The 25,726-nt window shown below is 69.3% G+C and carries 19 protein-coding genes; 12 read left to right on the top strand and 7 right to left on the bottom strand.

Annotated features, from left to right (window positions below; translation table 11 throughout):
• Positions 1–160: 160 nt before the first annotated feature.
• Positions 161–3,301: an isoleucine--tRNA ligase gene (gene ileS / locus AB0H36_RS25940; protein WP_360528461.1), complete on the bottom strand. Its 3,141-nt coding sequence runs from the start codon at positions 3,299–3,301 to the stop codon at positions 161–163.
• A 561-nt stretch (positions 3,302–3,862) separates the two neighbouring features.
• On the opposite strand from ileS, the gene AB0H36_RS25935 reads away from it, so the two are divergent.
• From AB0H36_RS25935 to AB0H36_RS25920, 4 genes are all read left to right on the top strand, one after another.
• Positions 3,863–4,579, top strand: coding sequence for a TraR/DksA C4-type zinc finger protein (locus AB0H36_RS25935; protein ID WP_360528458.1), 717 nt, complete (start codon positions 3,863–3,865; stop codon positions 4,577–4,579).
• Positions 4,552–5,190: a signal peptidase II gene (lspA, locus tag AB0H36_RS25930; protein WP_360528455.1), complete on the top strand. Its 639-nt coding sequence runs from the start codon at positions 4,552–4,554 to the stop codon at positions 5,188–5,190. Before AB0H36_RS25935 ends, lspA begins: the two co-directional genes overlap by 28 nt.
• A gap of 99 nt (positions 5,191–5,289) precedes the next feature.
• On the top strand, positions 5,290–6,198 hold the full coding sequence (locus AB0H36_RS25925; RefSeq protein ID WP_360528580.1) for an RluA family pseudouridine synthase: 909 nt from the start codon (positions 5,290–5,292) through the stop codon (positions 6,196–6,198).
• Positions 6,195–6,812 carry a Type 1 glutamine amidotransferase-like domain-containing protein gene (locus tag AB0H36_RS25920; protein WP_360528452.1) on the top strand — a complete coding sequence of 206 codons (618 nt, stop codon included), beginning with the start codon at positions 6,195–6,197 and terminating at the stop codon, positions 6,810–6,812. The genes AB0H36_RS25925 and AB0H36_RS25920 overlap by 4 nt, the downstream gene beginning before the upstream one ends.
• Here AB0H36_RS25920 and AB0H36_RS25915 read toward each other — a convergent pair.
• Positions 6,809–7,600, bottom strand: a complete 792-nt coding sequence (locus tag AB0H36_RS25915) for an alpha/beta fold hydrolase (protein WP_360528449.1) — start codon at positions 7,598–7,600, stop codon at positions 6,809–6,811. The genes AB0H36_RS25920 and AB0H36_RS25915 overlap by 4 nt on opposite strands.
• A gap of 60 nt (positions 7,601–7,660) precedes the next feature.
• On the opposite strand from AB0H36_RS25915, the gene AB0H36_RS25910 reads away from it, so the two are divergent.
• The 7 genes from AB0H36_RS25910 to AB0H36_RS25880 all read left to right on the top strand — a co-directional run bounded on the left by AB0H36_RS25910 (position 7,661) and on the right by AB0H36_RS25880 (position 19,856).
• Positions 7,661–9,955, top strand: a complete 2,295-nt coding sequence (locus AB0H36_RS25910) for a LuxR C-terminal-related transcriptional regulator (protein ID WP_360528446.1) — start codon at positions 7,661–7,663, stop codon at positions 9,953–9,955.
• 145 nt (positions 9,956–10,100) lie between these two features.
• Positions 10,101–11,747, top strand: a complete 1,647-nt coding sequence (locus AB0H36_RS25905) for a glycoside hydrolase family 13 protein (RefSeq protein WP_360528443.1) — start codon at positions 10,101–10,103, stop codon at positions 11,745–11,747.
• A 183-nt stretch (positions 11,748–11,930) separates the two neighbouring features.
• Positions 11,931–15,479, top strand: coding sequence for a DNA polymerase III subunit alpha (gene dnaE, locus AB0H36_RS25900; RefSeq protein WP_360528440.1), 3,549 nt, complete (start codon positions 11,931–11,933; stop codon positions 15,477–15,479).
• Between the two features lie 106 nt (positions 15,480–15,585).
• Entirely contained in the window at positions 15,586–16,539 is a 954-nt protein-coding gene (locus tag AB0H36_RS25895) for a hypothetical protein (RefSeq protein WP_360528437.1), read from the top strand.
• Positions 16,540–16,645: 106 nt separating this feature from the next.
• The gene (locus AB0H36_RS25890) at positions 16,646–17,278 is read left to right on the top strand and encodes a hypothetical protein (protein ID WP_360528434.1); all 633 of its coding nucleotides are present in this window, start codon (positions 16,646–16,648) and stop codon (positions 17,276–17,278) included.
• A 214-nt stretch (positions 17,279–17,492) separates the two neighbouring features.
• Positions 17,493–19,364, top strand: coding sequence for a DUF3352 domain-containing protein (locus AB0H36_RS25885; protein ID WP_360528431.1), 1,872 nt, complete (start codon positions 17,493–17,495; stop codon positions 19,362–19,364).
• 126 nt (positions 19,365–19,490) lie between these two features.
• Entirely contained in the window at positions 19,491–19,856 is a 366-nt protein-coding gene (locus tag AB0H36_RS25880; protein WP_360528428.1) for a VOC family protein, read from the top strand.
• Here AB0H36_RS25880 and AB0H36_RS25875 read toward each other — a convergent pair whose 3' ends face one another.
• The gene (locus AB0H36_RS25875) at positions 19,857–20,618 is read right to left on the bottom strand and encodes an SDR family NAD(P)-dependent oxidoreductase (protein WP_360528425.1); all 762 of its coding nucleotides are present in this window, start codon (positions 20,616–20,618) and stop codon (positions 19,857–19,859) included.
• A gap of 60 nt (positions 20,619–20,678) precedes the next feature.
• Here AB0H36_RS25875 and AB0H36_RS25870 point away from each other — a divergent pair, with 60 nt between their 5' ends.
• Positions 20,679–21,839 carry a serine hydrolase domain-containing protein gene (locus tag AB0H36_RS25870; protein WP_360528422.1) on the top strand — a complete coding sequence of 387 codons (1,161 nt, stop codon included), beginning with the start codon at positions 20,679–20,681 and terminating at the stop codon, positions 21,837–21,839.
• On the opposite strand, the gene AB0H36_RS25865 is transcribed toward AB0H36_RS25870, so the two are convergent.
• The 4 genes from AB0H36_RS25865 to AB0H36_RS25850 all read right to left on the bottom strand — a co-directional run bounded on the left by AB0H36_RS25865 (position 21,836) and on the right by AB0H36_RS25850 (position 25,683).
• Positions 21,836–22,414: a dihydrofolate reductase family protein gene (locus AB0H36_RS25865; RefSeq protein WP_360528419.1), complete on the bottom strand. Its 579-nt coding sequence runs from the start codon at positions 22,412–22,414 to the stop codon at positions 21,836–21,838. The two genes, AB0H36_RS25870 and AB0H36_RS25865, sit on opposite strands and share 4 nt — an antisense overlap.
• 86 nt (positions 22,415–22,500) lie before the next feature.
• Positions 22,501–24,345 carry a DNA helicase RecQ gene (recQ, locus tag AB0H36_RS25860; RefSeq protein ID WP_360528416.1) on the bottom strand — a complete coding sequence of 615 codons (1,845 nt, stop codon included), beginning with the start codon at positions 24,343–24,345 and terminating at the stop codon, positions 22,501–22,503.
• Between the two features lie 64 nt (positions 24,346–24,409).
• Positions 24,410–24,841, bottom strand: a complete 432-nt coding sequence (locus AB0H36_RS25855; protein WP_360528413.1) for a VOC family protein — start codon at positions 24,839–24,841, stop codon at positions 24,410–24,412.
• On the bottom strand, positions 24,838–25,683 hold the full coding sequence (locus tag AB0H36_RS25850; protein ID WP_360528410.1) for an AraC family transcriptional regulator: 846 nt from the start codon (positions 25,681–25,683) through the stop codon (positions 24,838–24,840). The genes AB0H36_RS25855 and AB0H36_RS25850 overlap by 4 nt, the downstream gene beginning before the upstream one ends.
• Between the last annotated feature and the right edge of the window lie 43 nt (positions 25,684–25,726).

Here is a 25,726-nt window from a genome sequence, read left to right as displayed (position 1 = left end):
TTCGTCATGTCTGGACACCTTTGACACAGGGTCCCATGACGGTGACACCGAGTCAGGGCCAGACCAGAGGCTCCTTCCGGCCACTCAGCGTCTTCACATCGCCGATCGACCTGCTGGGCGCCGCCCCGGCCTTGCGGGCCTGGGCGGCGCGGCTACCTCGTCAGGCCTTCGTCAGCCAGTAGGTGAGCTGCAGGTCCTCTTCGGTGCCGGTGGCAACGTCGGCGGACTCCGACGGGGCCGCCTGGCTGAGCTCGACGGCGAGCACCTCGCGGGCGATCTCGTCGGCGTGCTTGCCGAGGGCATCGGTGAGGTCGGCGTCGGTCGAGGTGAGCCAGACCTTGATCCGGTCCGACACCTCGAGGCCGGCGTTCTTCCGGGCCTCCTGCAACGTCCGGACCACCTCGCGGGCCAGACCAGCCTGCCGGAGCTCCGGGGTGACCTCGAGGTCGAGGGCAACGGTCTCGCCCTGCTCGTTCACCACCGACCAGCCCTCCCGCGGCCGCTCCGACAGCAGCACCTCGGCCTCGCCGACCTGGACGTCCGCGCCGTCGACGACGACCGTCGCCGTACCGGACTCCTTGAGGGCGGCGGCCAGGGCGGCGGCGTCGGCGGCGGCGATCGCGGCCGCGACCACCGGCGTCTGCTTGGCGAACCGCTTGCCGAGCTCGCGGAAATTGCCCTTGGCAGAGAACTCGACCAGGTCCGCGCCGGCCGAGGACAGCGGCTCGACAGAGCCGACGTTCAGCTCGTCGGCGATCTCCTGCAGCAGCTCGGCGGACAGGTCCGCGATCGCGGCCGACCCGACCAGGGCACGGGACAGCGGCTGCCGCGTCCGCACTTTGGCCTCGGCCCGCGCCGACCGGCCGAGCTCGACGACTCGGCGCGCCATCGACACGTGCTGCGCGAGTACGTCGTCGATGCGCGTCTCGTCGTACGTCGGGAACGCCGCCAGGTGCACCGACTCCGGCAGGCCGGGCGTGACCGGGCGGAACACGTCCTGCCAGACCCGCTCGGTGACGAACGGCGTCAGCGGCGCCATCACCCGGGTGAGGACGTCGAGCGTCTCGTGCAGCGTGGCGAGTGCGCCGGCGTCACCGGCCCAGAAGCGGCGGCGCGAACGCCGGACGTACCAGTTGGAGAGCACGTCGACGAACGAGTTGACCAGCAGACCGAGCCGCTGGGTGTCGTAGCCTTCGTACGCCTGGTCGGTGTCGCGGACCAGCCGGTGCGTCTCGCTGACCAGCCACCGGTCCAGCACCGAGCGCTCGGCGACCGGCGGCGCGTCGGCCGGCGACCAGTCGGCCAGCCGCGCGTACAGGGAGTGGAACGCGACCGTGTTCCAGTAGGTGAGCAGCACCTTCCGGACGATCTCGTTCAGCACGTTCGGCCCGATGCCGCGCGCCTTCCACGGCGACCCGGACGCGGCCATGAACCAGCGCACCGCGTCCGCGCTGTGGTCGTCCATCAGCGGGATCGGCTCCAGGATGTTGCCCAGGTGCTTGGACATCTTCCGGCCGTCCTCGGCCATGATGTGCCCGAGGCAGACGACGTCGCGGTACGACGACTCGTCGAACACCAGCGTGCCGACCGCCATCAGCGTGTAGAACCACCCGCGGGTCTGGTCGATCGCCTCGCAGATGTAGTCGGCCGGGTAGGCCACCTCGAACTTCTCCCGCGATCCCTCGACCCACGGGTAACCCCACTGGGCGAACGGCATCGCGCCGGAGTCGTACCAGGCGTCGATCACCTCGGCGACCCGCCGGGACTCCGCACCACAGGTCGGGCAGGCGAAGGTGATGTCGTCGACGTACGGCCGGTGCGGGTCGGTGGCGCTCACGTCGCGGCCGGCCAGCTCACCGAGCTCGGCCAGCGAGCCGACGCACACCTGGTGGTCGTCCTCGCAGCGCCAGATCGGCAGCGGTGTGCCCCAGTAGCGGGAGCGCGAGATCGCCCAGTCGATGTTGTTGCGCAGCCAGTCGCCGTACCGGCCCCACTTGACCGACTCCGGGTACCAGTTGGTCTTCTCGTTCTCCCGGAGCAGCGCGTCCTTCACCTGCGTGGTGCGGATGTACCAGGACGGCAGCGCGTAGTACATGACCGGGGTGTGGCAGCGCCAGCAGTGCGGGTAGGGGTGCTCGTACGGCACGTGCCGGAACAGCGCACCGCGCTCCTGCAGGTCCTTCACCAGCGCCTCGTCGGCCTTCTTGAAGAACTGCCCACCGACCAGCGGCACGTCGGCGGCGAAGTGGCCGTCCGACTCGACCGGGTTCACCACAGGCAGCCCGTACGCACGGCAGACCGCGAGGTCGTCGGCGCCGAACGCGGGGGACTGGTGGACCAGACCGGTGCCGTCCTCGGTGGTGACGTACTCGGCGAGTACGACGTAGTGCGCCGGCTCGGGGAACTCCACCAGCTCGAACGGGCGCTGGTACGTCCACCGCTCCATCTCGCGGCCGCCGTACTGACCTGTCACCGTCCAGCCCTCGCCGAGCGTGCTGAGCAGCGGCTCCGCGACGACGAGCGACTCGGTGCCGTCGGTGGCGACGACGTACTGCACGTCGGGATGCACTGCGACTGCAGTGTTTGAAACGAGTGTCCACGGGGTCGTCGTCCACACCAGCAGCGACGCCTGACCGGCCAGTGGGCCGGAGGTCAGCGGGAAGCGCACGTACACCGACGGGTCGATGACGGTCTCGTAGCCCTGGGCGAGCTCGTGGTCGGACAGCCCGGTGCCACAGCGGGGGCAGTACGGCGTGATGCGGTAGTCCTCGACGAGCAGGCCCTTGTCGTGGATCTGCTTGAGCGACCACCAGACGGACTGCACGTATTCCGGATCCATCGTCCGGTACGGGTGCTCCAGGTCGACCCAGTAGCCCATCCGGACGGTCAGCTCGTTGAACGCGTCGACGTGCCGCAGCACCGACTCACGGCACTTCGCGTTGAACTCGGCGATGCCGTACGCCTCGATGTCGTTCTTGCCGTTGAAGCCGAGCTCCTTCTCGACCGCGACCTCGACCGGCAGGCCGTGGCAGTCCCACCCGGCCTTGCGCTCGACCGAGTAGCCCTTCATCGTCCGGTAGCGCGGGAAGACGTCCTTGAAGACGCGCGCCTCGATGTGGTGGGTGCCGGGCATCCCGTTCGCGGTCGGCGGGCCCTCGAAGAAGGTCCACGGCTTGCCGCCGGCCGACTGCTCGAGGCTCTTGGCGAAGGTGTCGTGCTCGTCCCAGTGCGCGAGCATCTCCCGCTCGAGCGCGGGGAAGTCCACCTGGGCCGGGACCTGGCGCCACGGAGTTGTTGCCATCTCTTCGTCGTCCTTCGTCGAGCCTGCTGCATGCTGGACGAGGGACGAAGCTCCGGCCGGGTCGCCGGGGGCCGCGCGGTACCACCCTCCTTGGTGACTCGCGGGGAGTCACCCACTTCCTTTCTGCGTCGCTGCCGGTTCTAATAAGTCGCTACGGACCGTTCTTCCGGCGGCTCCGGGGTGATGGCCCCATCACTGCCTTGCGGATCGCGGTTGTCAGTGTACGACTTCGTACCAGGCAACTACGAATCGTTAATCAGTGGTCAGGCAGGAATTCAGCCGTGAGAATTCTGCTGCGGGCCGTGGTACAGGGGGAGGGGGCTCAGGGCCGGGCTCGAACATCTGCTCGGCTATTAGGTAACGGGATGCCGAAACCTGACCGGGGCGGTGGGGCGGGGCAGCATGAAACGAGCCTGTGACGCGCGGAACATCGAGCGGGCTTGAAGAACCGACTACCGTATGTCCACGGTCTGCGCGTCGGACTGGCACGTGATGTGCACGTGGCCTAGTGTCTTGCGACCAGTCCGCTTCAGTCTCCGACGAAGGCAGGGGGTAGCTGACATGGCTACATCGGCTCCCAAGAAGTCCGCCCCCCAACGTTCTGCTGCGGCCAAGAAGAGTGCCGCGAAAGCTGCCGAGCCGGTCAAGAAGACGACGGCCCGGAAAGCACCGGTCAAGAAGGCGCCGGCAAAGAAGGCGCCGGTGAAGAAGAAGACTTCCGCGACCAAGCAGGCGGCCAAGAAGACGGCCACCGGCAAGACCGCGGCCAAACGCACAGCGGCGAAGACCCCTGCCAAGCAAGCTCCGACGAAGAGGGTGGCCATGAAGACGAACGAGAACAGGACCCCGGCGACGGCGCCGGCGAAGTCCGCTGCACACAAGGCAGAGACCCTCACGGTGAAGTCCGGCGAGACCCCGTGGACGGCGGCCGAGCTGGCCGAGCTGCGCGGCGAGCTGGAGGCCGACGTGGTGCACCTGCGGCAGGAGATCCGCGACGCCGAGCAGGAGATCGTCGGGCTGCTCCGCGACGGCGGTGACGGCGCCGGCAACGACCAGGCCGACGTCGGCTCCACCACGCTGGAGCGCGACCACGAGATGTCGCTGGCGAACAACGCCCGGGACATGGTGGACCAGATCGAGCGGGCGCTGGCCCGGATCGACGACGGCACCTACGGCATCTGCGAGAGCTGCGGCAACGCGATCGGCAAGGGTCGGTTGCAGGCGTTCCCGCGTGCGACACTGTGCGTGTCATGCAAAGAACGCGAAGAACGCCGCTGAGCGACCCGGACCCGTCCCACCAGGTGGGGGACGCCGCCGAACCAACGCCAGAACCGGCCGACCACGAGTCGGCCGGTTCTCCGTCGTCTCCGGAGCCTGCGGACACTGGCCCGAAGAAGCCGTCGTGGAAGTTGATGGCGCTGTTCGGGGCGGTCGGGTTCCTGGTGCTGCTCCTGGATCAGCTGACCAAGGCCCTGGCGCTGGAGCACCTGACGCCGGGTGAGCCGGTGGACGTGATCGGCGGGTTCCTGAAGTTCAACCTGATCCGGAACTCCGGCGCCGCGTTCAGCCTCGGGGCCGGGTACACGCCGTACATCAGCGCGATCCAGATCATCGTCGCGCTCGGGGTGGTGTTCCTGTCCCGGCGGCTCGGGTCGGTCGGCTGGGCGGTGGCGTTCGGGTTCCTGTTCGGTGGCGCGCTGGGCAACATCATCGACCGGATCTTCCGGGAGCCGTCGCCGTTCCACGGGCACGTGATCGACTTCCTGCAGACCCCGCACTGGGCGATCTTCAACGTCGCGGACATGGCGGTGACCTCGGCCGCCGCCCTGCTGGTGATCCAGACGCTGCGCGGGATCAAGCTGGACGGCACGAAGGAACTCAAGAAGTGAGCGAGCGCAGCGAGCGAACAATGGGGAGAGCAGCGTTCTCGCTCGCGCCGGAACCGAGCGAAGCGAGGTGAAGGGGTGAGCGGAGACTCCCGGACCGTGATGGTCCCGGACGGGCTGGCCGGTGAGCGCCTGGACGCGGCGCTGTCCCGGCTGTTCGGGGTGTCCCGGACCAAGGCCGCCGAGCTGATCGAGTCCGGTCTGGTCCAGGTCGACGGCGCCCCGGCGGCCAAGTCGGCCCGGGTCGCCGCCGGCGTGCTCCTCGACGTGGAGCTGCCACCGCCGCCCGCCGAGGTCACCGTCGTACCGGAGACCGTCGAGAACCTGCGGATCGTGTACGACGACGACGAGATCATCGTGGTCGACAAGCCGGTCGGCGTCGCCGCGCACCCGTCCCCGGGGTGGACCGGGCCGACCGTCATCGGCCACCTGGCCGGGGCCGGGTTCAGCATCTCGACCAGCGGCGCCGCCGAGCGCAAGGGCATCGTGCACCGCCTCGATGTCGGCACCTCGGGCCTGATGGTCGTCGCCAAGACCGAGTACTCCTACACCGTGCTCAAGCGCGCGTTCAAGGAGCGCACGGTCAAGAAGATCTACCACGCGCTGGTCCAGGGTCACCCCGACCCGTTCACCGGCACCGTGGACGCGCCGATCGACCGGCACCCGCACCACGACTACAAGTTCGGCGTCGTGGCCGGCGGCAAGCCGAGCGTGACGCACTACGAGACGCTCGAGGCGTTCCGGTACGCGACGCTGCTCGAGATCACCCTCGAGACCGGCCGGACCCACCAGATCCGCGTCCACATGGCCGCGATCGGTCACCCCTGCTGCGGCGACCTCACGTACGGCGCCGACCCGGTGCTCGCGGAGCGCCTCCAGCTCACCCGGCAGTGGCTGCACGCGATGCGGCTCGGCTTCACCCACCCGGGCACGGGGGAGTACGTCGAGTTCACCTCGGAGTACCCGGACGACCTCGACCACGCCCTCGACCTGCTGGTCGACAGCCAGTGAAGCTGTACCTGTCGTCGTTCCGGCTCGGCGACCACCCGGAGCGCCTGGTCGCACTCCTGCCGCCGTCCGCCCGGGTCGCCGTCATCTGCAACTCGATCGACACCGAGGATCCCGCCGTACGCCGGGAGAAGGTCGCCGACGAGATCCGCTGGCTGACCGAGCTCGGCCTCCGGCCCGAGGAGCTGGACCTGCGGGAGCCCGGTGAGCTGCGGGCCCGCCTGACGTCGTACGACGGGCTGTGGGTCCGTGGCGGCAACGTCTTCGTGCTGCGGGCGGCCCTCGCGAAGAGCGGCGCCGACGAGATCTTGCCGGAGCTGATCCGCGACGAGCGGTTCGTGTACGCCGGTTACAGCGCCGGGATCTGCGTCCTCGCGCCGAGCCTGCGCGGCCTCGAGCTCTGCGACCCGACCGACGCGGTCGACGGCGACATCATCTGGGACGGCCTCGGCGTGCTCGACCACGCCTTCGTCCCCCACCTCAACTCACCCGGCCACCCCGAGACAGAACTCGTCGAGAAGGTAGCGGCCCGCTACGACCGCACCGCCGTCCCCTACCTGCCCATGCGCGACGGCCAAGCCCTGATCATCAACGGCCCCCACCGCGAGCTCATCTAAAGCTGCTCGACCAGCCGGGCCACGGTCGCGACTACCTGTGGCCCATGGACCAGGACGGCGTCGTTGTGGTCGGCGCCTGGGATCTCCACCGCCTCCTTCAGCGTCGGCGCCGCCTCCGCCACGGTCCGGCTCTGCTCAGGTGGGACGATCGAGTCTGCGCTGCCGTAAACGACGGCGGTTGGTGCCTTCACCGCGGTCAGGTGGTCGACTAGTGGGAACTTGTCTCGGAGGAGCAAGGTGACCGGGAGGAACGGGTAGTGGTGGCGCCCGACGGCTGCGAGGTCGGTGAAGGGGGAGCGCAGGACGAGGGCGGCGGGTGGGCGCTCGACGGCTAGCTCGGTGACGACTGCGGCACCGAGGCTTTCGCCGAAGTACACCGTCCGGGCAGCTGGTACGCCGTACTCGACCAGGTACTCCTGGGCCGCACGGACATCCAGCGCCAGCCCGCGCTCGCTTGGGCTGCCCGGGTTGCCGCCGTAGCCGCGGTAGTCGAACAGGAGCACCGTCAGCCCCTCGCCGGCCAGCGCCTGCGCCAGCGGAAGCCGACCGGCCCGGTTCCCACCGTTGCCATGGGCGACCAGTACGGCGACCCCACGATCGGCCCCAAGTGGCGGCACCAGCCATGCACCCAACCGCAGTCCGTCGCTCGTCTCGAGGACGATGTCCTTCGCACCCACACTCGTAGGCGTGGTCGTGTCAGGCAGATAGATCAGCTGTCGCTGGTAGCCCCAGAGCACGGCAACCAACAGAAGCACCACCGACCCCAGCACGAGCGCCATGCGCACCATATAGATCAGTGTGCGCGCCGAGCCGGTCTCAAGAGCAAAGATCCGTCCTACGCTGAGCCAATGGCGGAGGGTCGGTTGCCGGCTGAGTTGACGAGTTTCGTGGGGCGGCGTCGGGAGCTGGCGGACACGAGGCGGTTGCTGGCCAGGAGCCGCCTGCTGACGCTGACGGGTGCCGGGGGAGTCGGCAAGACCCGCCTGGCCGTGCGGATGGCAGCAGAGGTACGGCGTACGTTCCCCGACGGAGTCTGGTTCGTCGAGCTGGCCGCCCTGCACGACCCCGCACTCCTCAGCCTCACCCTGACGGGTGCGCTGGAGCTGAGTCAGGTCTCGGCGGACCCGACCGCTGACCTGGCCGAGTACCTCGAGGACAAGCACCTGCTGCTCGTCCTCGACAACTGCGAGCAGGTCGCCGAGGCCTGCGCCGTGCTGGTGAGCAAGCTGCTCGCCGCCGCACCGCAGCTGCGGATCCTGGCGACCAGCCGCCACGTGCTGGGGGTGGAAGGCGAGCAGGTCCTGTCCGTGCCTCCGTTGTCAACGCCACCGGCCGAGGCGCCGACTGCCGACGCGGATCAGTACGAGTCGTTGGTTCTCTTCGCCGACCGGGTCCGGGCCGTGCTGCCCGACTTCGAGATCGACGACCGCAACCGCGCCCAGGTGATCGAGGTGTGCCGGCAGCTGGACGGCGTACCGCTGGCCCTCGAGCTCGCGGCCGTCTGGATGCGGACGCTGTCGCTGGCGCAGATCCTCGACCGGCTCGAGGACCGGTTCCGGCTGCTCGCCGGCGGTCGCCCGGCCGGACCACCCCGTCAGCAGGCGCTCGAGGCAGCGGTGACCTGGAGCTACGACCTGTGCTCGCCGGCCGAGCGGTTGCTGTGGCAGCGGCTGTCGGTGTTCTCCGGCGGCTTCGACCTCGACGGCGCCGAACAGGTCTGCTCCGGCGACGGCATCGCTCGCGAGGAGGTGCTCGAACTGGTCGCCGGGCTGGTGAACAAGTCGATCATCACCCGCACGATGGCCACCGATCACGCGGTCGCCTGGTACGACATGCTCACCACGATCAGCCAGTACGGCGCAACGCGCCTGGCCAAGGCCGGTCGCACCCGCGAGTTCCGGCTCCGGCACCGAGACCACCTGCGGACACTGGCTGCCGGGTGGGCCGCGGAGAGCTTCGGACCGCAGCAGGCCGACTGGTTTATCCGGATGCGCCGCGAGCGCGACAACCTGCGGGTCGCCCTCCACTTCTGCCTGGCCGAACCGGGGGAAGCGGCGGTCGCGATCGAGATCGCCGCCCCGCTCTGGAACTTCTGGTTCGCCGGCTGCCTGCGCGAGGGCCATCGCTACCTGACCCGGGCGCTCGAGGCCGCGCCGGAGCAGACGCCGCAGCGCGCACTGGGGCTCTGGGCGGGCAGCTACCTGGCCATGTTCCTCGGCGAGTCGGAGCAGATGAGCCGGCTGCTAGCCGAGTGCACGGAGCTCGCCGAGCGGTACGACGACGACCTGCTGCGCGCCCGGATCGCCGAGGTGGCCGGCCACGCGCTGATCTATCAGGGCGACCTGGCCGGCGCGCTCGGCCATCTCGAGCAAGCGCTCGCCGGGTTCCGCGCGACCGGGGACCAGCTCGGCGAGTTCGACGCGCTCATTCTGTTGTCGGCGGCAACGTTCTTCCTCGGCGACCCGCGGGTCGCCGGGTTCAGCCAAGCGGCGTACGAGCTGGCCGAGTCCCAGGGTGCGGACTCGTCGAAGGCCTACGCGCTGTGGAGTGTCGGCGTCGTTCAGTGGCGGGACCAGGGCCGGACCGAGGACGCGACCCGGTCGTTCCGGGAGGCGATCCGGCTGTGGCGGCCGTTGAACGACCGGACCGGGATCGGGTTCTGCGTGCAGGCGCTGTCCTGGTGCGCCGGGACCGGGGCGCCGTCCGTGCAGGCCGCGTTGCTGATGGGCGCGTCCCGGGCGGTCTGGCGGTCCAGTGGCGCTCACGTCGACGAGACGACGCCGTACAGCCAGTTCGACGACCGGGCCGAGGAGCGGATCCGGGCTGTGATCGGGGACGCGGCGTTCGACGCGGCGTTCGCCGTCGGGGCGGCGTACTCGTTCGAGCAGGCGGTCGCGCTCGCGCTGGGGGAGGACACCGGCGGCGACCAGGCGGCCAAGCCGGGCCGGACCGGGCGGCTGACGCGGCGCGAGCACGAGATCGCGGTGCTGGTCGGCGACGGGCTGAGCAACCGGGAGATCGCCGGCCGCCTGGTGATCTCCCAGCGCACCGCCGAGACCCACGTCGAGCACATCCTCAGCAAGCTCGGTTTCTCCTCCCGCACCCAGGTCGCCCGCTGGGTCGCCGAGCACCCCGATCGGTAACGCTTCCACCCGCTCCGGGCGCCGCGTGGTGGGTTTTTGCTGATCTCTACGTAGCGAAATCCGTAGGTGTCCCGATGTCTGCGCCGGCCGGCCCGGGGATCCTGGGTGACAACGTTGTCCCTCCCCTGCGCCACCCGAGGTCCCGATGTCCGAGACAAGTCGCCCGCCGCTGAGTCATGCCGACTGGTGGCGGACTGCCGTCATCTACCAGGTCTACGTGCGGAGCTTCGCCGACTCGAACGGTGACGGCGTCGGCGACCTCGACGGCGTCCGGGCCCGGCTGCCGTACCTGCGCAGCCTGGGCGTCGACGGCCTCTGGCTGAACCCGTTCTACCCCTCACCCCAGCACGACCACGGGTACGACGTCGTCGACTACCGCGATGTGCATCCGGACTACGGGACGCTGGCGTCGTTCGACCGGCTGATCCAGGACGCGCACCGGCTGGACCTGAAGGTGATCGTCGACGTGGTGCCGAACCACTGCTCGATCGAGCACCCGTGGTTCCGCGAGGCACTGGCCGCCGGACCCGGGAGTCCGGAGCGGGCCCGGTTCCACTTCGCCGACGGCGAGGGCGACGAGCCGCCGAACAACTGGCGGTCGATCTTCGGTGGCTCTGCGTGGCAGCGCGTGCCCGACGGGCAGTGGTACCTGCACACGTTCGCGACGGAGCAGCCGGACTTCAACTGGCGGCACCCGGACGTCGAGGCGGCCTTCGAGGACGTACTGCGGTTCTGGCTCGACCGCGGCGTGGACGGGCTCCGGATCGACGTCGCGCACGGCCTGCACAAGGCCGAGGGCCTGCCGGACCACGAGCACGCCGACTGCGACGAGGTGACCGGCGACCCGGTCAACCCGCACGCCTGGAACCAGCCCGAGGTGCACGACGTCTGGCGCAGCTGGCGGGCGATCACGGAGGAGTACTCGCAGGCCACCGGGCGGGAGCGGGTGCTGGTCGGCGAGGTCGGCCTGCTCGACACCGAGCAGCTCGCGCGCTACCAGCGCCCCGACGAGCTGCACCAGACCTTCTTCTTCGAGTTCCTCCGCGCCGAGTGGGACGACCGGTCGCTGTACGACGTGATCGACCGCGGCCTCGAGACGATCGCCGGGTCCGGATCTTCCGTCGCCTGGGTGCTGAACAACCACGACATGCCGCGGTCCGTCACCCGGTATGCCGGCGGTGCACCAGGCGCCGGGCCCGGCGATCTCGAGCTCGGCCGGGCGCGGGCCAGGGCGGCGGCGATGCTGATGCTGGCGTTGCCGGGATCGGCGTACCTCTATCAAGGGGAGGAGCTGGGCCTGCCCGAGGTCACCGACCTGCCGGACCATGTGCTGACCGATCCGATGTTCCACCGGACCGGCGGCGTGCGACGCGGCCGGGACGGTTGTCGGGTACCGCTACCGTGGAGGGCAGAGCACGACTCCTTCGGGTTCTCTCCGGACGGCGGCTCGGGTACGACGTGGCTGCCACAACCGGAGTGGTTCGCCGAGCACGCGGCGGACCTGTTGCTGGGCGACGGCGACTCGATGCTGCACCTGTACCGCGAGGCACTGGCGTTGCGGCACCGGATCCCGGCGCTCACGTCCGGCACTGGCGAACTGCGCTGGCTGCCGGCCGAGCCCGGCGTACTGGCGTTCACCCGAGGTGACGGCTTCGCGTGCGCGGTCAACTGCTCGTCCCGGCCGGTCGTCAACCCGATCGACGGAACCCTGCTGCTCGCCAGCGACCCCGAGGCCGGCGAGAAGCTACCCCCGAACAGTGCCGTCTGGACCCTCCTGCCAGACGGTGCCTGAACCGGCGGACCTGGCGTCCTGAGGACCCCTGCTCGGCGCCAGGTCCGCCGCTCCACCTCGCCGTACCTGACCGGATAGCGGGCGCGTCGGGGACTCCCCGGAGAGCCCATTCGGAAAGTGTCCGAGGCCCCAACTAGGCTGCTGCAGTCACCCTCACTCACGCCCTGGGAGGTCTGCGCAGACATGGCGTCCAGCGACAGTTTCGTGCATCTACACGTGCACACCGAGTACTCCATGCTGGACGGCGCCGCGCGGATCGACGAGTTGTTCAAAACCGCCCAGGAGATGGGCATGCCGGCCATCGCCACCACCGACCACGGCTACGTGTTCGGGGCCTACGAGTTCTGGCGGACGGCGAAGAAGTACGACGTCAAGCCGATCATCGGCGTGGAGGCGTACCTGACGCCGCACACCCACCGCTCGGAGCGCAAGCGGGTCAAGTGGGGCGACGCGAACTCGGGCCGCGACGACGTCTCCGGCAGCGGCGCCTACACGCACATGACGCTGCTGGCGAAGAACACCTCCGGCATGCACAACCTGTTCAAGATGAGCTCGCTGGCCAGCCTCGAGGGCTACTACTTCAAGCCCCGGATGGACCGCGACCTGCTGAATACCTACGGCCAGGGCCTGATCGCGACCACCGGCTGCCCGTCCGGCGAGGTGCAGACCCGGCTCCGGCTCGGGCAGTACAAGGAGGCCGTCGAGGCCGCCGCGGAGTTCCGCGACATCTTCGGCAAGGAGAACTTCTACTGCGAGCTGATGGACCACGGCCTCGGCATCGAGCGGGACATCCAGAAGGACCTGCTGAAGCTGGCCAAGGAGCTCGGCCTGCCGCTGGTCGCCACCAACGACCTGCACTACACCAAGCCCGAGGACGCCACCGCGCACGCCGCGCTGCTCTGCGTCCAGTCCGGCTCGACGCTGTCCGACCCGAACCGCTTCAAGTTCGACGCGAACGAGTTCTACGTGAAGACCGCGGCCGAGATGCGCGAGGTCTGGAAGGAGCTCCCGGAGGCGTGTGACAACACGCTGCTGATCGCCGAGCAGTGCGACGTCAGCTTCACCGAGGGCGAGGGCCGGTTCATGCCGCGCTTCCCCTGCCCGGACGGCCACAACGAGGAGTCCTGGTTCGTCGCCGAGGTCGAGACCGGCCTGCACAAGCGCTACCCCGGCGGCGTGCCGGACCACGTCCGCAAGCAGGCCGAGTACGAGATCGAGGTCATCACCTCGAAGGGGTACGCGGGCTACTTCCTGGTCGTCGCGGACTTCATCAACTGGGCCAAGGAGCACGGCATCCGGGTCGGCCCGGGCCGTGGCTCGGGCGCCGGCTCGATGTGCGCGTACGCGATGCGGATCACGGACCTGGACCCGCTCCAGCACGGCCTGATCTTCGAGCGGTTCCTGAACCCGGAGCGGATGTCGATGCCCGACTTCGACATCGACTTCGACGACCGCCGCCGCCCCGAGGTGATCCGCTACGTCACCGAGAAGTACGGCGACGACCGGGTCGCGATGATCGTCACCTACGGCACCATCAAGGCCAAGCAGGCGATCAAGGACGCCGGCCGGGTGCTGGACTACCCGTTCGCGATGGGCGACCGGATCACCAAGGCGATGCCGCCGTCGGTGATGGGCAAGGACATCCCGCTGTCCGGGATCTTCGACTCCACCCACAAGCGGTACTCCGAGGCCGGCGAGTTCCGCCAGCTGTACGAGTCCGACCAGGACGTCCGCAAGATCGTCGACACCGCCTGCGGCCTGGAGAACCTGAAGCGCCAGTGGGGTGTGCACGCGGCCGGCGTGATCATGTCCAGCGAGCCGCTGATCGAGCTGATCCCGATCATGCGCCGCGAGCAGGACGGCCAGGTCATCACCCAGTTCGACTACCCGAGCTGCGAGACGCTCGGACTGGTCAAGATGGACTTCCTGGGCCTGCGCAACCTGACGATCATGGACGACGCGGTCAAGAACGTCGAGGCCAGCCGCGGGATCGCGCTGGACCTGGACGAGCTGGCCAAGACCCTGGACGACGGCCCGACGTTCGAGCTGCTCGGCCGCGGTGACACCCTCGGCGTGTTCCAGTTCGACGGCGGCCCGATGCGGGCGCTGCTGCGGCTGATGAAGCCGGACAACTTCGAGGACATCTCCGCGGTCGGCGCGCTCTACCGGCCCGGCCCGATGGGCGCGAACAGCCACACCAACTACGCCCTGCGCAAGAACGGGCAGCAGGAGGTCAGCTACCTGCACCCCGAGCTGGCCGAGGCGCTGGAGCCGATCCTGGGGACGACGTACGGCCTGATCGTCTACCAGGAGCAGGTGATGGCGATCGCCCAGCAGCTCGCGGGCTACACGCTGGGCAAAGCGGACCTGCTCCGCCGCGCGATGGGCAAGAAGAAGCGCGAGGTGCTGGACGCGGAGTATGTCGGCTTCTCCGAGGGGATGAAGGCGAACGGCTTCTCCGAGGCGTCGATCAAGGCGCTCTGGGACGTGCTGGTCCCGTTCTCCGACTACGCGTTCAACAAGGCGCACTCGGCGGCGTACGGGCTGGTCTCGTACTGGACGGCGTACCTGAAGGCCAACTACCCGGCGGAGTACATGGCCGCGGTCCTGACGTCGGTGAAGGACGACAAGGACAAGATGGCCATCTACCTGAACGAGTGCCGCCGGATGGGTATCAAGGTGCTGCCGCCGGACGTGAACGAGTCGGACTCGAACTTCACCCCGGTCGGCACCGACATCCGCTTCGGCCTGTCCGCGATCCGCAACGTCGGCGTGAACGTGGTGGCCGAGATCGTCGCGGCCCGCGAGGAGAAGGGCCGGTTCGCCGACTTCGTCGACTTCATCGACAAGGTGCCGCTGCCGGTCTGCAACAAGCGGGTGATCGAGTCGCTGGCCAAGGCCGGCTCGTTCGACTCGATGAGCCACGCCCGGCGCGCGGTCGTCGCGGTGCACGAGCAGGCGGTCGACGAGGCGATCGACCTGAAGCGGAACGAGGCGCACGGCCAGTTCGACCTGTTCTCGATGGGGGACGACGAGGCCGAGGAGGGCGAGGGCAACAGCCGGCTCACCGTCACGGTCCCCGAGATCGAGGAGTGGGACAAGGCGACCAAGCTCTCGCACGAGCGGGACATGCTGGGTCTGTACGTCTCCGACCACCCGCTGTTCGGCGTCGAGCACGTGCTCACCAACGGCAGCGACTGCACGATCGGCCAGCTGCTCGCCGACGAGGACCGGCCGGACGGCACCCGGGTGACGATCGGCGGCCTGGTCACCGCCGTCCAGCGCAAGGTGAACAAGCGCGGCGACATCTACGCGATCGTCACCATCGAGGACCTCGAGGGTTCGATCGAGGTGATGATGTTCTCCTCGGCGTACCAGCTGCACGCGCACCTGCTGAGCAACGACGCGATCATCTTGATGAAGGGCCGGCTGCGCCGTCGCGAGGACCGGGTCGAGCTGAGCGGTGACGAGGTCGTCGTCCCCGACCTGACCGAGGGCCCGAGCGGACCGGTGGTGATCACGATGCCGGTGACCCGCTGCACCCAGCCGGTCGTCGACCAGCTCCGCGACATCCTGCAGGCGCACCCCGGGATGACCGAGGTGCAGCTGCGGCTGCAGGCCCGCCAGAAGACCACGGTGATGCGGATCGGCGACCGGTTCCGGGTGACCCCGACCTCGGCGCTCAGCGCTGACCTGAAGGCGCTGCTGGGGCCGTCCTGCCTGGCCGGTTGAGGACCTGATCGGGGCCGGGAGCAACTAGGTCGTCGGTTGTCTGTGCCGTCAGCTATAGTCGGCGCGATCTCGAGCTCTCGAGACGTTTCTGGAGGGGGAACTCCCTATGAAATTGCAGCGCCTCGCGCCTGCATTCGCCGCCGTCGGCCTGCTCGCCGCGACGGCTGCCTCGGTCCCGGCCGCCGCCACCGGCACGGCCGACCCGAAGCCGCACTTCTCGGAGAAGGTCACCAACCCGCAGTCGGTGCGGGCCCTGGCCGTCAGCGAGGCGTGCCAGATCTGGATCGGCGTGCCCACCGCCGCGGGCACCATGCAGGAGATCGACGCCACGGCCGGCAAGCCGCCGGCGGGCTTCTCCTGGGATCCGTTCAACTACGTCAGCACCCGGGCCAACGCGACCTGGTACCTGGCGCAGAACGCCACCGGTACCCAGCTCTACTTCTACGGCCTGCTCCTGCAGGGCGCGAACCTGTACCGGCACACGACGTACCTGCCGGACGAGGGCAACCCGGTGCCCACCTTCAAGAAGGTCGGGCCGGGCTGGTCGACGTTCAAGGCGATCGCCACGTCCAACTACAGCGTCGCGCAGCCCCGGCACGCGTACCTGTACGGCCTGAACACCAACGGCAGCCTGTACCGGTACCAGATGGTCGGCACCGGCTTCCGGTCGCTCGGCCCGCTGCCCGGCTTCCGGGGCTTCAAGGCGATGACCGTGATCAGCGAGACCGCGACGTACGACACGCTGCTGATGACGACCACCGCCGGTGCGCTCTACTCCGTTCGCATCCCGGTCGCCGCGGGCGCGAAGCCGGTGCTGAAGCTCATCCGCAGCACTGGGTGGGCCGCGTACGAGTCGCTGGTCGTCGAGGGCTGCGGCACCCGCGGTGGCTCGCTCGTCGCCGGTGTCGACCACAACACGCAGTCCGGGTACCTGTACGCCATGAGCAAGGCGAACGGCGCCGCGACGGCGATCACGTCGTACGGCAAGATCCCGGGGGTCTTCAACGGCGTCAACCACGTGTCGCTCACCACGCACTACGACCAGCTGGTCGGCGAGTAAGTAGTACCGAACGTCCCGCACCCTCCTCGGTTCGCCGAGGGGTGTGCGGGACGTCTGTTTTCGGGTCAATGCAGGGTTGGTGGGGTTGGTGCGGCACACTGTCGAGGTGACGCAACCCCAGTCTGCCCAGCCTTCGCCGTACCTGCCGCCGCCGTCGGGGGTTCCCTTCGGTACGCCGCCGCCGCAGGAGCCGGCGATGCCGTGGGCGAAGGCGATCGCGGTGACCGTGATCGGGTTCCTGGTCGCCGGTGTGGTGGCCGGGTGGGCGTGGCAGCAGTTCTCGCCGCTGGCGCAGTACACGGTGGACGAGCAGGGCGGCGCGCTGGGGGAGGAGCAGATGACCCGGGTGTTCGGGCCGGACGGCACCTTCACCGCGATCGGGTTCCTCGTCGCGCTGGTGCTGGGCGGTGCACTGTTCTGGTGGCTGCGGAACTACGGTCCGTGGTCGGTCGCGATCGTCACCCTCGGCGCGGTGCTCGGCGCGGGGGTCGCGTGGGGCGTCGGCATGTTCCTCGGCCACGACCCGCTGCAGCCGCGGCTGGAGGCCGCCAAGCCGGGAGATCTGGTCTCAGCCCCGCTCGAACTGCACACATGGACCCCTGCTGCGGCATGGTTGGTCGGTGCGGCGCTGGCGGCCGCAATCATCGCCGCCACGACCTGGCGTGCCGAGCCAACCACCACATCGGTTGCAACCACATCGCAACCTGGCACGTCAGAGTCCTCGCCGCAGGTGCACTAGCCTGACTGGTCGTGTCCGGTGCTCCGGCGCCGTCGCGAGCAGGTGCTCGGTGCGGTAGCTCGGCGTGCTGGAGTGAAGGTCTCGATGCGGATCCATCGTGGCCTTTGCTCCAGTGCGGCGAGATGCCGTGCCGAGTGCCGCGCAGTAGGCGCTGGAGCACCGGACACGACCTAGCCCAGCGGGTGAGGCCGCTTGGGACCACGCGAGGGAGCTTATGTCCGAGAACTATCCGCCCAATCCGCAGTACCCGGGCGGTCCGCAGCAGAACCCGAACCAGTACGGCAATCAGCCGGGTGGACAGCGTCCGCCGATGAGTGCTCAGGGCAACCAGCAGGGCCAGTGGCCGCAGCAGGGTCAGCCGCAGCAGGGTCGTCCTGGTCCGGCGCCGCAGGGGCAGCCGCAGTACGGCCGGCCGGGCCCGCAGCAGTACGGGCAGCCGGGCCGGCCGCCGCAGGGTCAGCCGGGACCGCAGCAGGGTCAGCCGGGGCCGCAGTACGGCGGGACGCAGTACGGGCAGCCCGGTGCAGCGTCGTACGGGCAGCAGCAGTACGGGCAGGCTGGTGGGCAGGCGTCGTACGAGCAGATGCATGTCGGTGGGCAGCCGCCGCAGGGGCCGGGGTTCGGGCCGGGGCAGCAGCAGTGGCAGCCCGAGCCGAAGAAGAAGCGCGGCAAGCTGATCCCGATCGTCGCGGCGCTGGCCATGGTGCTGGTGGTCGCCGGCGGCGGCATCTTCGCCTACGGCAAGCTGAACGGTGGTAAGCAGCCGGCCGCGGTGCTGCCGGGCAACGCGGTCGCCTACGCCCGCGTCGACCTGAACCCGTCGGCCGGCCAGAAGGTCGCCGCGATCCGGTACCTGCTGAAGTTCCCGTCGGTGAAGGAGAACCTCGGCCTGACCGGCGAGCAGGACGACCTGCGGCAGAAGCTGTTCGAGAGCATCAAGAAGTACGCCGGTGACGACCTCGCCGACGTGGACTACGAGAAGGACGTCAAGCCGTGGCTCGGCGAACGCGCCGGCCTGGCCGCGCTGCCGCCCGCCGACGGCAAGGACGAGCCGGTCGTCGTGGTCGCCGTCGAGGTGAAGAACGAGGACGAGGCCGCCAAGGGCCTGGACAAGCTGATGGCGAACGAGGACAAGAAGCCGGGCCGGGCGTTCAGCAACGGCTACGTGCTGCTCGCCGACGACCAGGCCACCGTGGACCAGGCCGTTGCCACCAGCAAGGACAACCCGCTGGAGAAGAACGCCAGGTTCAGCGCCGACATGGACGCGCTCGGCGAGCAGGGCTTCGCCTCGGTCTGGGCCGACGCGAAGGGCATCGCGGACATCTCCGGCAAGGTCGGGTCCGAGCAGCTGGCCGGGATCTCGGACGCGTCGATGGCGGCCGCGCTGCGCTTCGACTCGTCGTACGTCGAGCTGAAGGGCATCGTGCACGGTGACCAGAGCGTCAAGGTCGACGGCGCGGACGCCGGTGAGCTGATCGGGCAGCTGCCCGACACCACGGCCGGCGCGATCGCGATCTCCGGTGGCGAGAACCTGGTCGACACGATGTGGAAGCAGGTCGAGAAGGCGTCGAACGGCAACCTGCAGCAGATGGTCGAGGCGTTCCAGGACGAGACCGGGCTGACCCTGCCGGACGACCTGAAGAACCTGCTGGGCAAGAACCTGGCGGTGGCCATCGACAAGGACGCCGGCAACGGCCCGAGGATCGCGGCCCGGATCGAGACCGACCCGGCCAAGGCCGAGCCGGTGGTGGAGAAGCTCACCGACCTGCTGCGCCGCAAGGCGAACGGCAACATCCCGATCGAGACCGCCAAGGACGACGACTCGCTGGTGGTCGCCACCGACCAGTCGTACGCCGAGCAGGTGCTGAAGGGCGGCAACCTGGGTGGGACCGACACGTTCAAGCAGGCCCTGCCCGACACCAAGGGCGCGGTGACGATCGGCTACGTCGACTTCGAGGCGGCCGGCTCGCTGAGCCGGGAGTTCAGCCGGAACAAGGACCTGGCGGCCCTGCGAGCGGGCGGTTACGTCGTCCGCTCGACCGGCGACGGCAAGGCCGAGTTCAGCCTGCGAGTAGTCGCGAAGTAACCCGCCCGAAGAAGCCCCGGACAGCCGCTACAAAGCCGTCCGGGGCTTCTTTGTGGAGTCGGGATGTCGAAATCTCCCAGGCAGTTTCTACCCCTTGGTGAAAGCACCCACCACCAGGAGGTAGAGATGAACCACTTCACCGGTATCCGGACCATCGGGGTCCCGGTCGGGGACCAGGATCGTGCGCTGGCGTTCTACACCGGGACGCTCGGGTTCGAGTTGTTGATGGACGCGCCGCTGCCTGAGATCGGCGGCCGCTGGATCGTCGTCGCGCCGCCCGGCTCCCCGACGAACCTCGCCCTGACGCCGGCTGCGAGCGACGGTCCGACCGACACCGGCGTCCGCTTGGTCACCCCCGACGCGGCCGCCGCGCACAAGCACCTGCAGTCCGAGGGTGTCGACACCGACGAGTTGATCCGCTGGCCCGACGTCCCGCCGATGTTCAGCTTCCGCGACCCGGACGGCAACACGCTGTACGTCGTCCAGGAGTGATCACCCGGGGAACGGCACCCCGGTGAGCGCGCCGCAGGCCTCGAGGAACGCGTCCTGCACCTCGGGGTCCGCGGCCGCCGGGTGGGTCGCGTGCGGGCGCAGGTGGTAGTAGTACCCGCCACTCGGCGTGCTCGGCGCTGTCGCCAGCCACACCTGCGTGAGGTGCGCCTGGCCGAGGTCGCCGGGCGCACCGCGGCCGCCCATCCGCGTCGGCACCCAGCCCGGGTCGACGGCGTTCGACAGTACGGCGGGCCAGCGCCGGGCGACCGCGAACGCGAGGATCACGTCGTGCAGCTTCGAGTCGGAGTACGCCCGCGACCCGCTCCACCGGCGCCGTACCCACTGCAAATCGTCCAGTACGACATCGCCGCTCTCGTGCATCCCCGAGCTCAGGTACACCAACCGATCGGGCCGCTCGATCAACGCAGTCAGCAGGTACGGCGCCAGCGAGTTGACCGCGAACACGTGCTCCAGCCCGTCGACCGTCTCGACCCGCGGCTCCTGATACCCGACCGCCGCGTTGTGGACGACGACGTCGAACCGACCGGAGTCGTTGGCCTGCCGGGCGATGCCGCGCGTCTCGTCGATACTCGACAGATCCCCGATCACCACACCAGCGGCCTTCGGCAGCGCAGCGACGGCGTCGTCGGCGCGCCGTGCATTCCGCGCATGCAACACCACCTCGTGCCCCTGCTCGATCAACTCCCGGGCCACCATCTGACCGAGCCCGTCCGCGGACCCGGTCACCAGAACGCGTGCCATAGCCCCCACCCTCACACGAGCACGGGCAACAGTGAACTCGTGGGGTGCGACCATCGGCAGATGAGGCGGTGGGGGATCGTTGCGGCGGTAGTGGGGCTCGCGCTGGTCGGGTGTAGCGAGGACAGCGGCGGGCCGGTCGCGGCGACGTCCGAGGCATCGCCAAGCTGGCCGCAACCTGCAGCGGCGCCGCTGGAGTCCGCCAAAGCCGAGACCCTGCAGGCCGTGCTCACGAAGGTCGTCAGCCGGTACGGCGCCAATCCGGCCGACGAGTCGGCGTCGCGGGGAGTGAGCGCGGCCGTCGTCACGGATCGGTGGGTCTGGTCCGGCGCGGCCGGTGTCGATGCTGCGGGCAAGGCGATCGGGCCGGGCACGACCATGGGGGTCGCGAGCATCACGAAGACGTTCGTGGCCGCCGAGGTGATGCTGCTCGCCGGCCAAGGGAACGTGGATCTGGACGCGCCGATCTCGACGTACGTGAAGCACAAGTTGACCGCCAACAACGCGACCGTGCGGCAGCACCTGGCGATGCTGTCCGGCGTACCGAACTATCTGCCGGCCGACTACGGCCGCATGGACGAAGCGATCAAGGCCGCGCCGGACAAGTCCTGGACCGCCGAGCAGGCGTTGGCCTATCACTCCGCGCCGGTCGGCCAGCCGGGCAGCTACACGTACAGCAACCCCAGCTATGTGCTCCTCGGCATGCTGATCGAGAACGTCGCCGGCAAGCCGCTGGCGAAGGCACTGCGCGAGGATCTGGCGACTCCCGCGGAGTTGCTGCGAGCCGCCTTCCAGGACGGCGAGAAGCCGCAGCCGCCGATCGTCGGTGACGCGAATCCCGTGTGTGGCAAGGCCGATGACGGCTACCTGCCCTGCCGCGCGATTGCGAGCCTGTCCGCCGCGAACGCCGGGCTCGCGGCCGACGCGCCGACGGTCGCCCGCTGGGGCTACCAGTTGTACGGCGGCCGCGTGATCCCGGCGAACCTGGTCAGCGAGATGACCAAGGGCGACGGCGAGTACGGCCTCGGCACGATGTTGTTCACCCAGCGCTTCGGCATCGGTACGGCGGTCGGCCACCGCGGCGTCATGCCCGACTACACCAGCCTGCTGGTCGTGATCCCGGACAAGAAGATCTCCGTCGCCATCCTCCTTGCCGACGGCAACAAACAGGTGGACACCGTGATGACCGACCTCACCACAGCCCTCCAACCCTTGCTCACCTAACGCCGGACGCGGTAGCGGAGATGGGTCGCGGCCGGGGTGTCGATGACGCGGACGATGTCCAACTCGATCCGGTCCGGCAGTACGTCGAACAGCCGCCGGCCCTGGCCGAACAGCACCGGAACCTGGTCGATCTGCAACTCGTCCAGCACTCCCGCCTCGAGTGCCTTCTGCGCCGTGTACGCGCCGTGGACCAGGACATCCTTGTCGCCGGCGGCCGCCTTGGCCTGGGCGATCGCGCTCGCGATGTCCGTCACGAACGTCACCGCCGGGTACTTCGCCGCCGCTGCCGGGTCGACTGAGCGACTGAACACGAACAGCGGCGTGCCGTGGTGGTCACCGCCGTAGTAGTCCACCTGTTCCGCGGTCCGTCGCCCGACCACCACCGCGCCCGTCGCGTTCAACTCGTCCACGATCTCGCCAGCCGGCCCGTCGGGTCTGCCGAACTCGCCGTCCGGGCGCTCGTACCACTCGTGCAGCCGCATGAAGCCATCGCCGCCCGGGTTACCCGGTACGTCGTTCGGGCCCGCGATGAAACCGTCGAGGGACATCGACATCAACAACACCGCTGTGGACATGAGCCTGCTCCTTCAGTCCGGGAGCGCGGCCGGTCCGCGCCCCGTACCCTCCCGTCGAAGAATGGGCGCAGGATTCGACACCCGGGTCAGTCCTGGCCGGCCAGCGCTTCCAGCACGCCCTCGCCGTACTTGGCCAGCTTGTTCTCGCCGATTCCGCTGATCCGGCCGAGCTCGGTCAGGCTGCCCGGGAGATCAGTCGCGATCTGGCGCAGCGTCGCGTCGTGGAAGATCACGTACGCCGGCACGCCTTGCTCCTTGGCCACACCGGCCCGCCAGGCGCGCAGTCGCTCGAAGATCGGCGCGGCCTCGGGGGAGAGGTCCGCGGCAGCCTTCTTCGCACTGGAGGACCTGGACGAGCGTGCTGCCCGCTCGGGCTCGCGGCGCATCATCACCTCGCGCCGGCGCCCGAGCACCTCGCCGCTCTCCTCGGTGAGCACGAGCGTGCCGTAGTCGCCCTCGACCGCGAGCAGCCGTTGCGCGAGCAGCTGCCGGACGACGCCGCGCCACTCGGGATCCTTCAGCTCGGTGCCGATCCCGTAGACGGTCAGCTGGTCGTGCCGGAACTGTTTGACCTTCTCCGTCTCCTTGCCGAGCAGGATGTCGATCAACTGGCCGGCGCCGAACTTCTGACCGCGCTCGTGCTGCAGGCGGTAGACCGTCGACAGCAACTTCTGCGCCGCGATCGTGCCGTCCCATGACTCGGGCGGGGTCATGCAGGTGTCGCAGTTCCCACACGCGTCGCCCTGCTGGCCGAAGTACGCCAGGAGTTGCGACCGGCGGCACTGCACGGTCTCGCACAGCGCGAGCATCGCGTCGAGATGCGAGCTCAACCGACGGCGATGCGCCAGGTCACCCTCGGACGTGTCGATCATCTTCCGCTGCTGTACGACGTCCTGCAGCCCATACGCCAGCCACGCCGTCGACGGCAGCCCGTCCCGCCCCGCGCGACCGGTCTCCTGGTAGTAGCCCTCGACCGACTTCGGCAGGTCGAGATGCGCGACGAAACGCACGTCCGGCTTGTCGATCCCCATGCCGAACGCGATCGTCGCGACCACGACCAGGCCGTCCTCGCGCAGGAACCTGGCCTGGTTCGCCGCGCGTGTCCGGCCGTCCAGCCCGGCGTGGTACGGCAGGGCCTCGATGCCGTTCTTGGTCAGGAACTCCGCCGTCTTCTCGACGCTGTTGCGGGACAGGCAGTAGACGATGCCGGCGTCGCCGGCATGCTCGGTGCGCAGCAGGTCGAGCAACTGCCGCTGCGGGTTGTCCTTCGGGACGATCCGGTACTGGATGTTCGGCCGGTCGAAGCTCGCGACGAAGTGCTTGGCGTCGGACAGCTTCAACCGGGTCGCGATCTCCCGGTGCGTCGCCTCGGTCGCCGTCGCGGTCAGCGCGATCCGCGGCACGTCGGGCCAGCGCTCGTGCAACTCCGACAGCATCAGGTAGTCCGGCCGGAAGTCGTGGCCCCACTGGGACACGCAGTGTGCCTCGTCGATCGCGAACAGCGCGATCTTGCCCTGGTCCAGCAACCGCACGGTCGCCTCGACCCGGAGCCGCTCGGGTGCCAGGTAGAGCAGGTCCAGCTCACCGGCCAGGAACGCCTGCTCGACCTCGCGCCGCTGCTCGAAGTCCTGGGTGGAGTTGAGGAACCCGGCCCGCACACCGAGCGCGGTCAGCGCGTCTACCTGGTCCTGCATCAGCGCGATCAGGGGCGAGATCACCACGCCCACACCGGATCTGACCAGGGCGGGAATCTGGTAGCACAACGACTTCCCGCCGCCGGTCGGCATCAGCACCAACGCGTCGCCGCCCGCGATCACGGTGTCGATGATGTCGGCCTGCTGACCGCGGAAGGCGTCGTACCCGAACACCCGGCGGAGCACGTCGAGTGCTTCGCCGGCGGATTCGTCCAGGACTGCGGCTGTCTCGGTCACCCGGCGATTCTAGTGACTCCGGGACACGCGATCCCGGACCTCGTGGGCGGGTTGTGGATAACCCTTACGCGGTGATCTCGCCGGGGTACGTGCCGGCGCTCCACAGGTTGCCCTCGTGGTCCTTCACGGTGAACCCACGGGAGCCGTAGTCCTCGTCCCGCAGCCCGCGGACGACGACAGCACCGGCCGCGATCGCCTTGGCCAGCAGCCGATCCGGGTCGCCGTCGACGACTAGGTAGACCGACTGCGGATGGTCGGCCAGCAAGGAGAAGTCGTCCGGCTGGCGCGAACGACCGGCAGAGCTGACCATCACGCCACCACCGGCCGGCCAGGCCAGCTCGGAGTGCGCGATCGATCCTTCGGCGTCACCGGCGTACAGGCAGACCTGGGTGAATCCCAGACCTTCGGTGAGGAACTTCAGGGCCGCGTGGCCGTCGTGGTAGACGAGCGTCGGCCAGACCCCGATGGCGATCTTGTTCTCGGTTGTCGTGTTCATGCCTCCGACTCTGCCGCCGCGGCGACCGGTACGTCTTGAACGTTTGGGATCAGCTCCTCGGCGATCCACTGCCGCGGCGAGCAACCAGCGATCGTGTTCCACTCCCGGGTCAGATGCGCCTGGTCGGCGTACCCGAGCTCGGCCGACACGTCCGCCAGCCTGACTCGATGGTCGCGCCGGAGCCGTCCGACCGCCTGCTCGAACCGCATCACCCGGGCCGCCACCTTCGGCGCCAACCCGTACTCCGTCGTGAAGCGGTCGGTCAGGTACCGCCGGCTCCAGCCGACCTCTTCCGCCAGATCCTGTACGCCGATGCCGCCGGCCGTCTCGCGGAGCCGTCGCCACGCCCAGCCCACCTCGGCGCGCGTCTCCGCGGCCGGCGGCTCGGCCCACTGCCGGAGCAACATCGCCTCCAGCACGTCGAAGCGGTCGACCCAGGACGGCGCCGTCCGCAGGCGCTCGGTGAGCACACGCGCCGGGGCGCCGATGACCTCGTCCAGGCCGACGACGATCGACGCGAGCTCGCCCGGTGGCAGCCCGAACAGCGCGCGGGATGCGGCCGGCGTGAGGCCGAGCTGGATGCCGGAGCGGTTGGGTGTCTCGCCGATGTGGACCGCGGTCGAGTGCAGGCCGCCGATCAGTGTGTCGTACTTCTCCACGGGGGAGTCCGGCCAAGCGACGCCGAGCGGATCGTCCAGCGTGATGACGAGCGTGAGGTACTGCGAGGGGAGGCCGCGATGCAGTGGCGGCGGCTCACCGACGTACGCGTAGCCGCTGATGTCCGCGACGTACGGGCGCAAGGCAGGGTGCACTCGCCGCGAGTGGAGCTCGTAGCCCGTCATGCTCCCCAGGCTAGGACCGCGTACAGACAATTTCCTCCCCCAC

Origin of the sequence: Kribbella sp. NPDC050820 (assembly GCF_040653975.1) — a bacterium.
GTDB lineage: Bacteria > Actinomycetota > Actinomycetes > Propionibacteriales > Kribbellaceae > Kribbella.
This window is presented reverse-complemented; position numbering and strand designations above follow the sequence as displayed.

Excerpts from the sequence above, each read along its gene's own strand:
- ileS (WP_360528461.1), bottom strand. The coding sequence starts at position 3,301 with ATGGCAACAACTCCGTGGCGCCAGGTCCCGGCCCAGGTGGACTTCCCC.
- AB0H36_RS25935 (WP_360528458.1), top strand. The coding sequence starts at position 3,863 with ATGGCTACATCGGCTCCCAAGAAGTCCGCCCCCCAACGTTCTGCTGCG.
- lspA (WP_360528455.1), top strand. The coding sequence starts at position 4,552 with ATGCAAAGAACGCGAAGAACGCCGCTGAGCGACCCGGACCCGTCCCAC.
- AB0H36_RS25925 (WP_360528580.1), top strand. The coding sequence starts at position 5,290 with ATGGTCCCGGACGGGCTGGCCGGTGAGCGCCTGGACGCGGCGCTGTCC.
- AB0H36_RS25915 (WP_360528449.1), bottom strand. The coding sequence starts at position 7,600 with ATGGTGCGCATGGCGCTCGTGCTGGGGTCGGTGGTGCTTCTGTTGGTT.
- AB0H36_RS25910 (WP_360528446.1), top strand. The coding sequence starts at position 7,661 with ATGGCGGAGGGTCGGTTGCCGGCTGAGTTGACGAGTTTCGTGGGGCGG.
- AB0H36_RS25905 (WP_360528443.1), top strand. The coding sequence starts at position 10,101 with ATGTCCGAGACAAGTCGCCCGCCGCTGAGTCATGCCGACTGGTGGCGG.
- dnaE (WP_360528440.1), top strand. The coding sequence starts at position 11,931 with ATGGCGTCCAGCGACAGTTTCGTGCATCTACACGTGCACACCGAGTAC.
- AB0H36_RS25895 (WP_360528437.1), top strand. The coding sequence starts at position 15,586 with ATGAAATTGCAGCGCCTCGCGCCTGCATTCGCCGCCGTCGGCCTGCTC.
- AB0H36_RS25885 (WP_360528431.1), top strand. The coding sequence starts at position 17,493 with ATGTCCGAGAACTATCCGCCCAATCCGCAGTACCCGGGCGGTCCGCAG.
- AB0H36_RS25880 (WP_360528428.1), top strand. The coding sequence starts at position 19,491 with ATGAACCACTTCACCGGTATCCGGACCATCGGGGTCCCGGTCGGGGAC.
- AB0H36_RS25875 (WP_360528425.1), bottom strand. The coding sequence starts at position 20,618 with ATGGCACGCGTTCTGGTGACCGGGTCCGCGGACGGGCTCGGTCAGATG.
- AB0H36_RS25870 (WP_360528422.1), top strand. The coding sequence starts at position 20,679 with ATGAGGCGGTGGGGGATCGTTGCGGCGGTAGTGGGGCTCGCGCTGGTC.
- AB0H36_RS25865 (WP_360528419.1), bottom strand. The coding sequence starts at position 22,414 with ATGTCCACAGCGGTGTTGTTGATGTCGATGTCCCTCGACGGTTTCATC.
- AB0H36_RS25855 (WP_360528413.1), bottom strand. The coding sequence starts at position 24,841 with ATGAACACGACAACCGAGAACAAGATCGCCATCGGGGTCTGGCCGACG.
- AB0H36_RS25850 (WP_360528410.1), bottom strand. The coding sequence starts at position 25,683 with ATGACGGGCTACGAGCTCCACTCGCGGCGAGTGCACCCTGCCTTGCGC.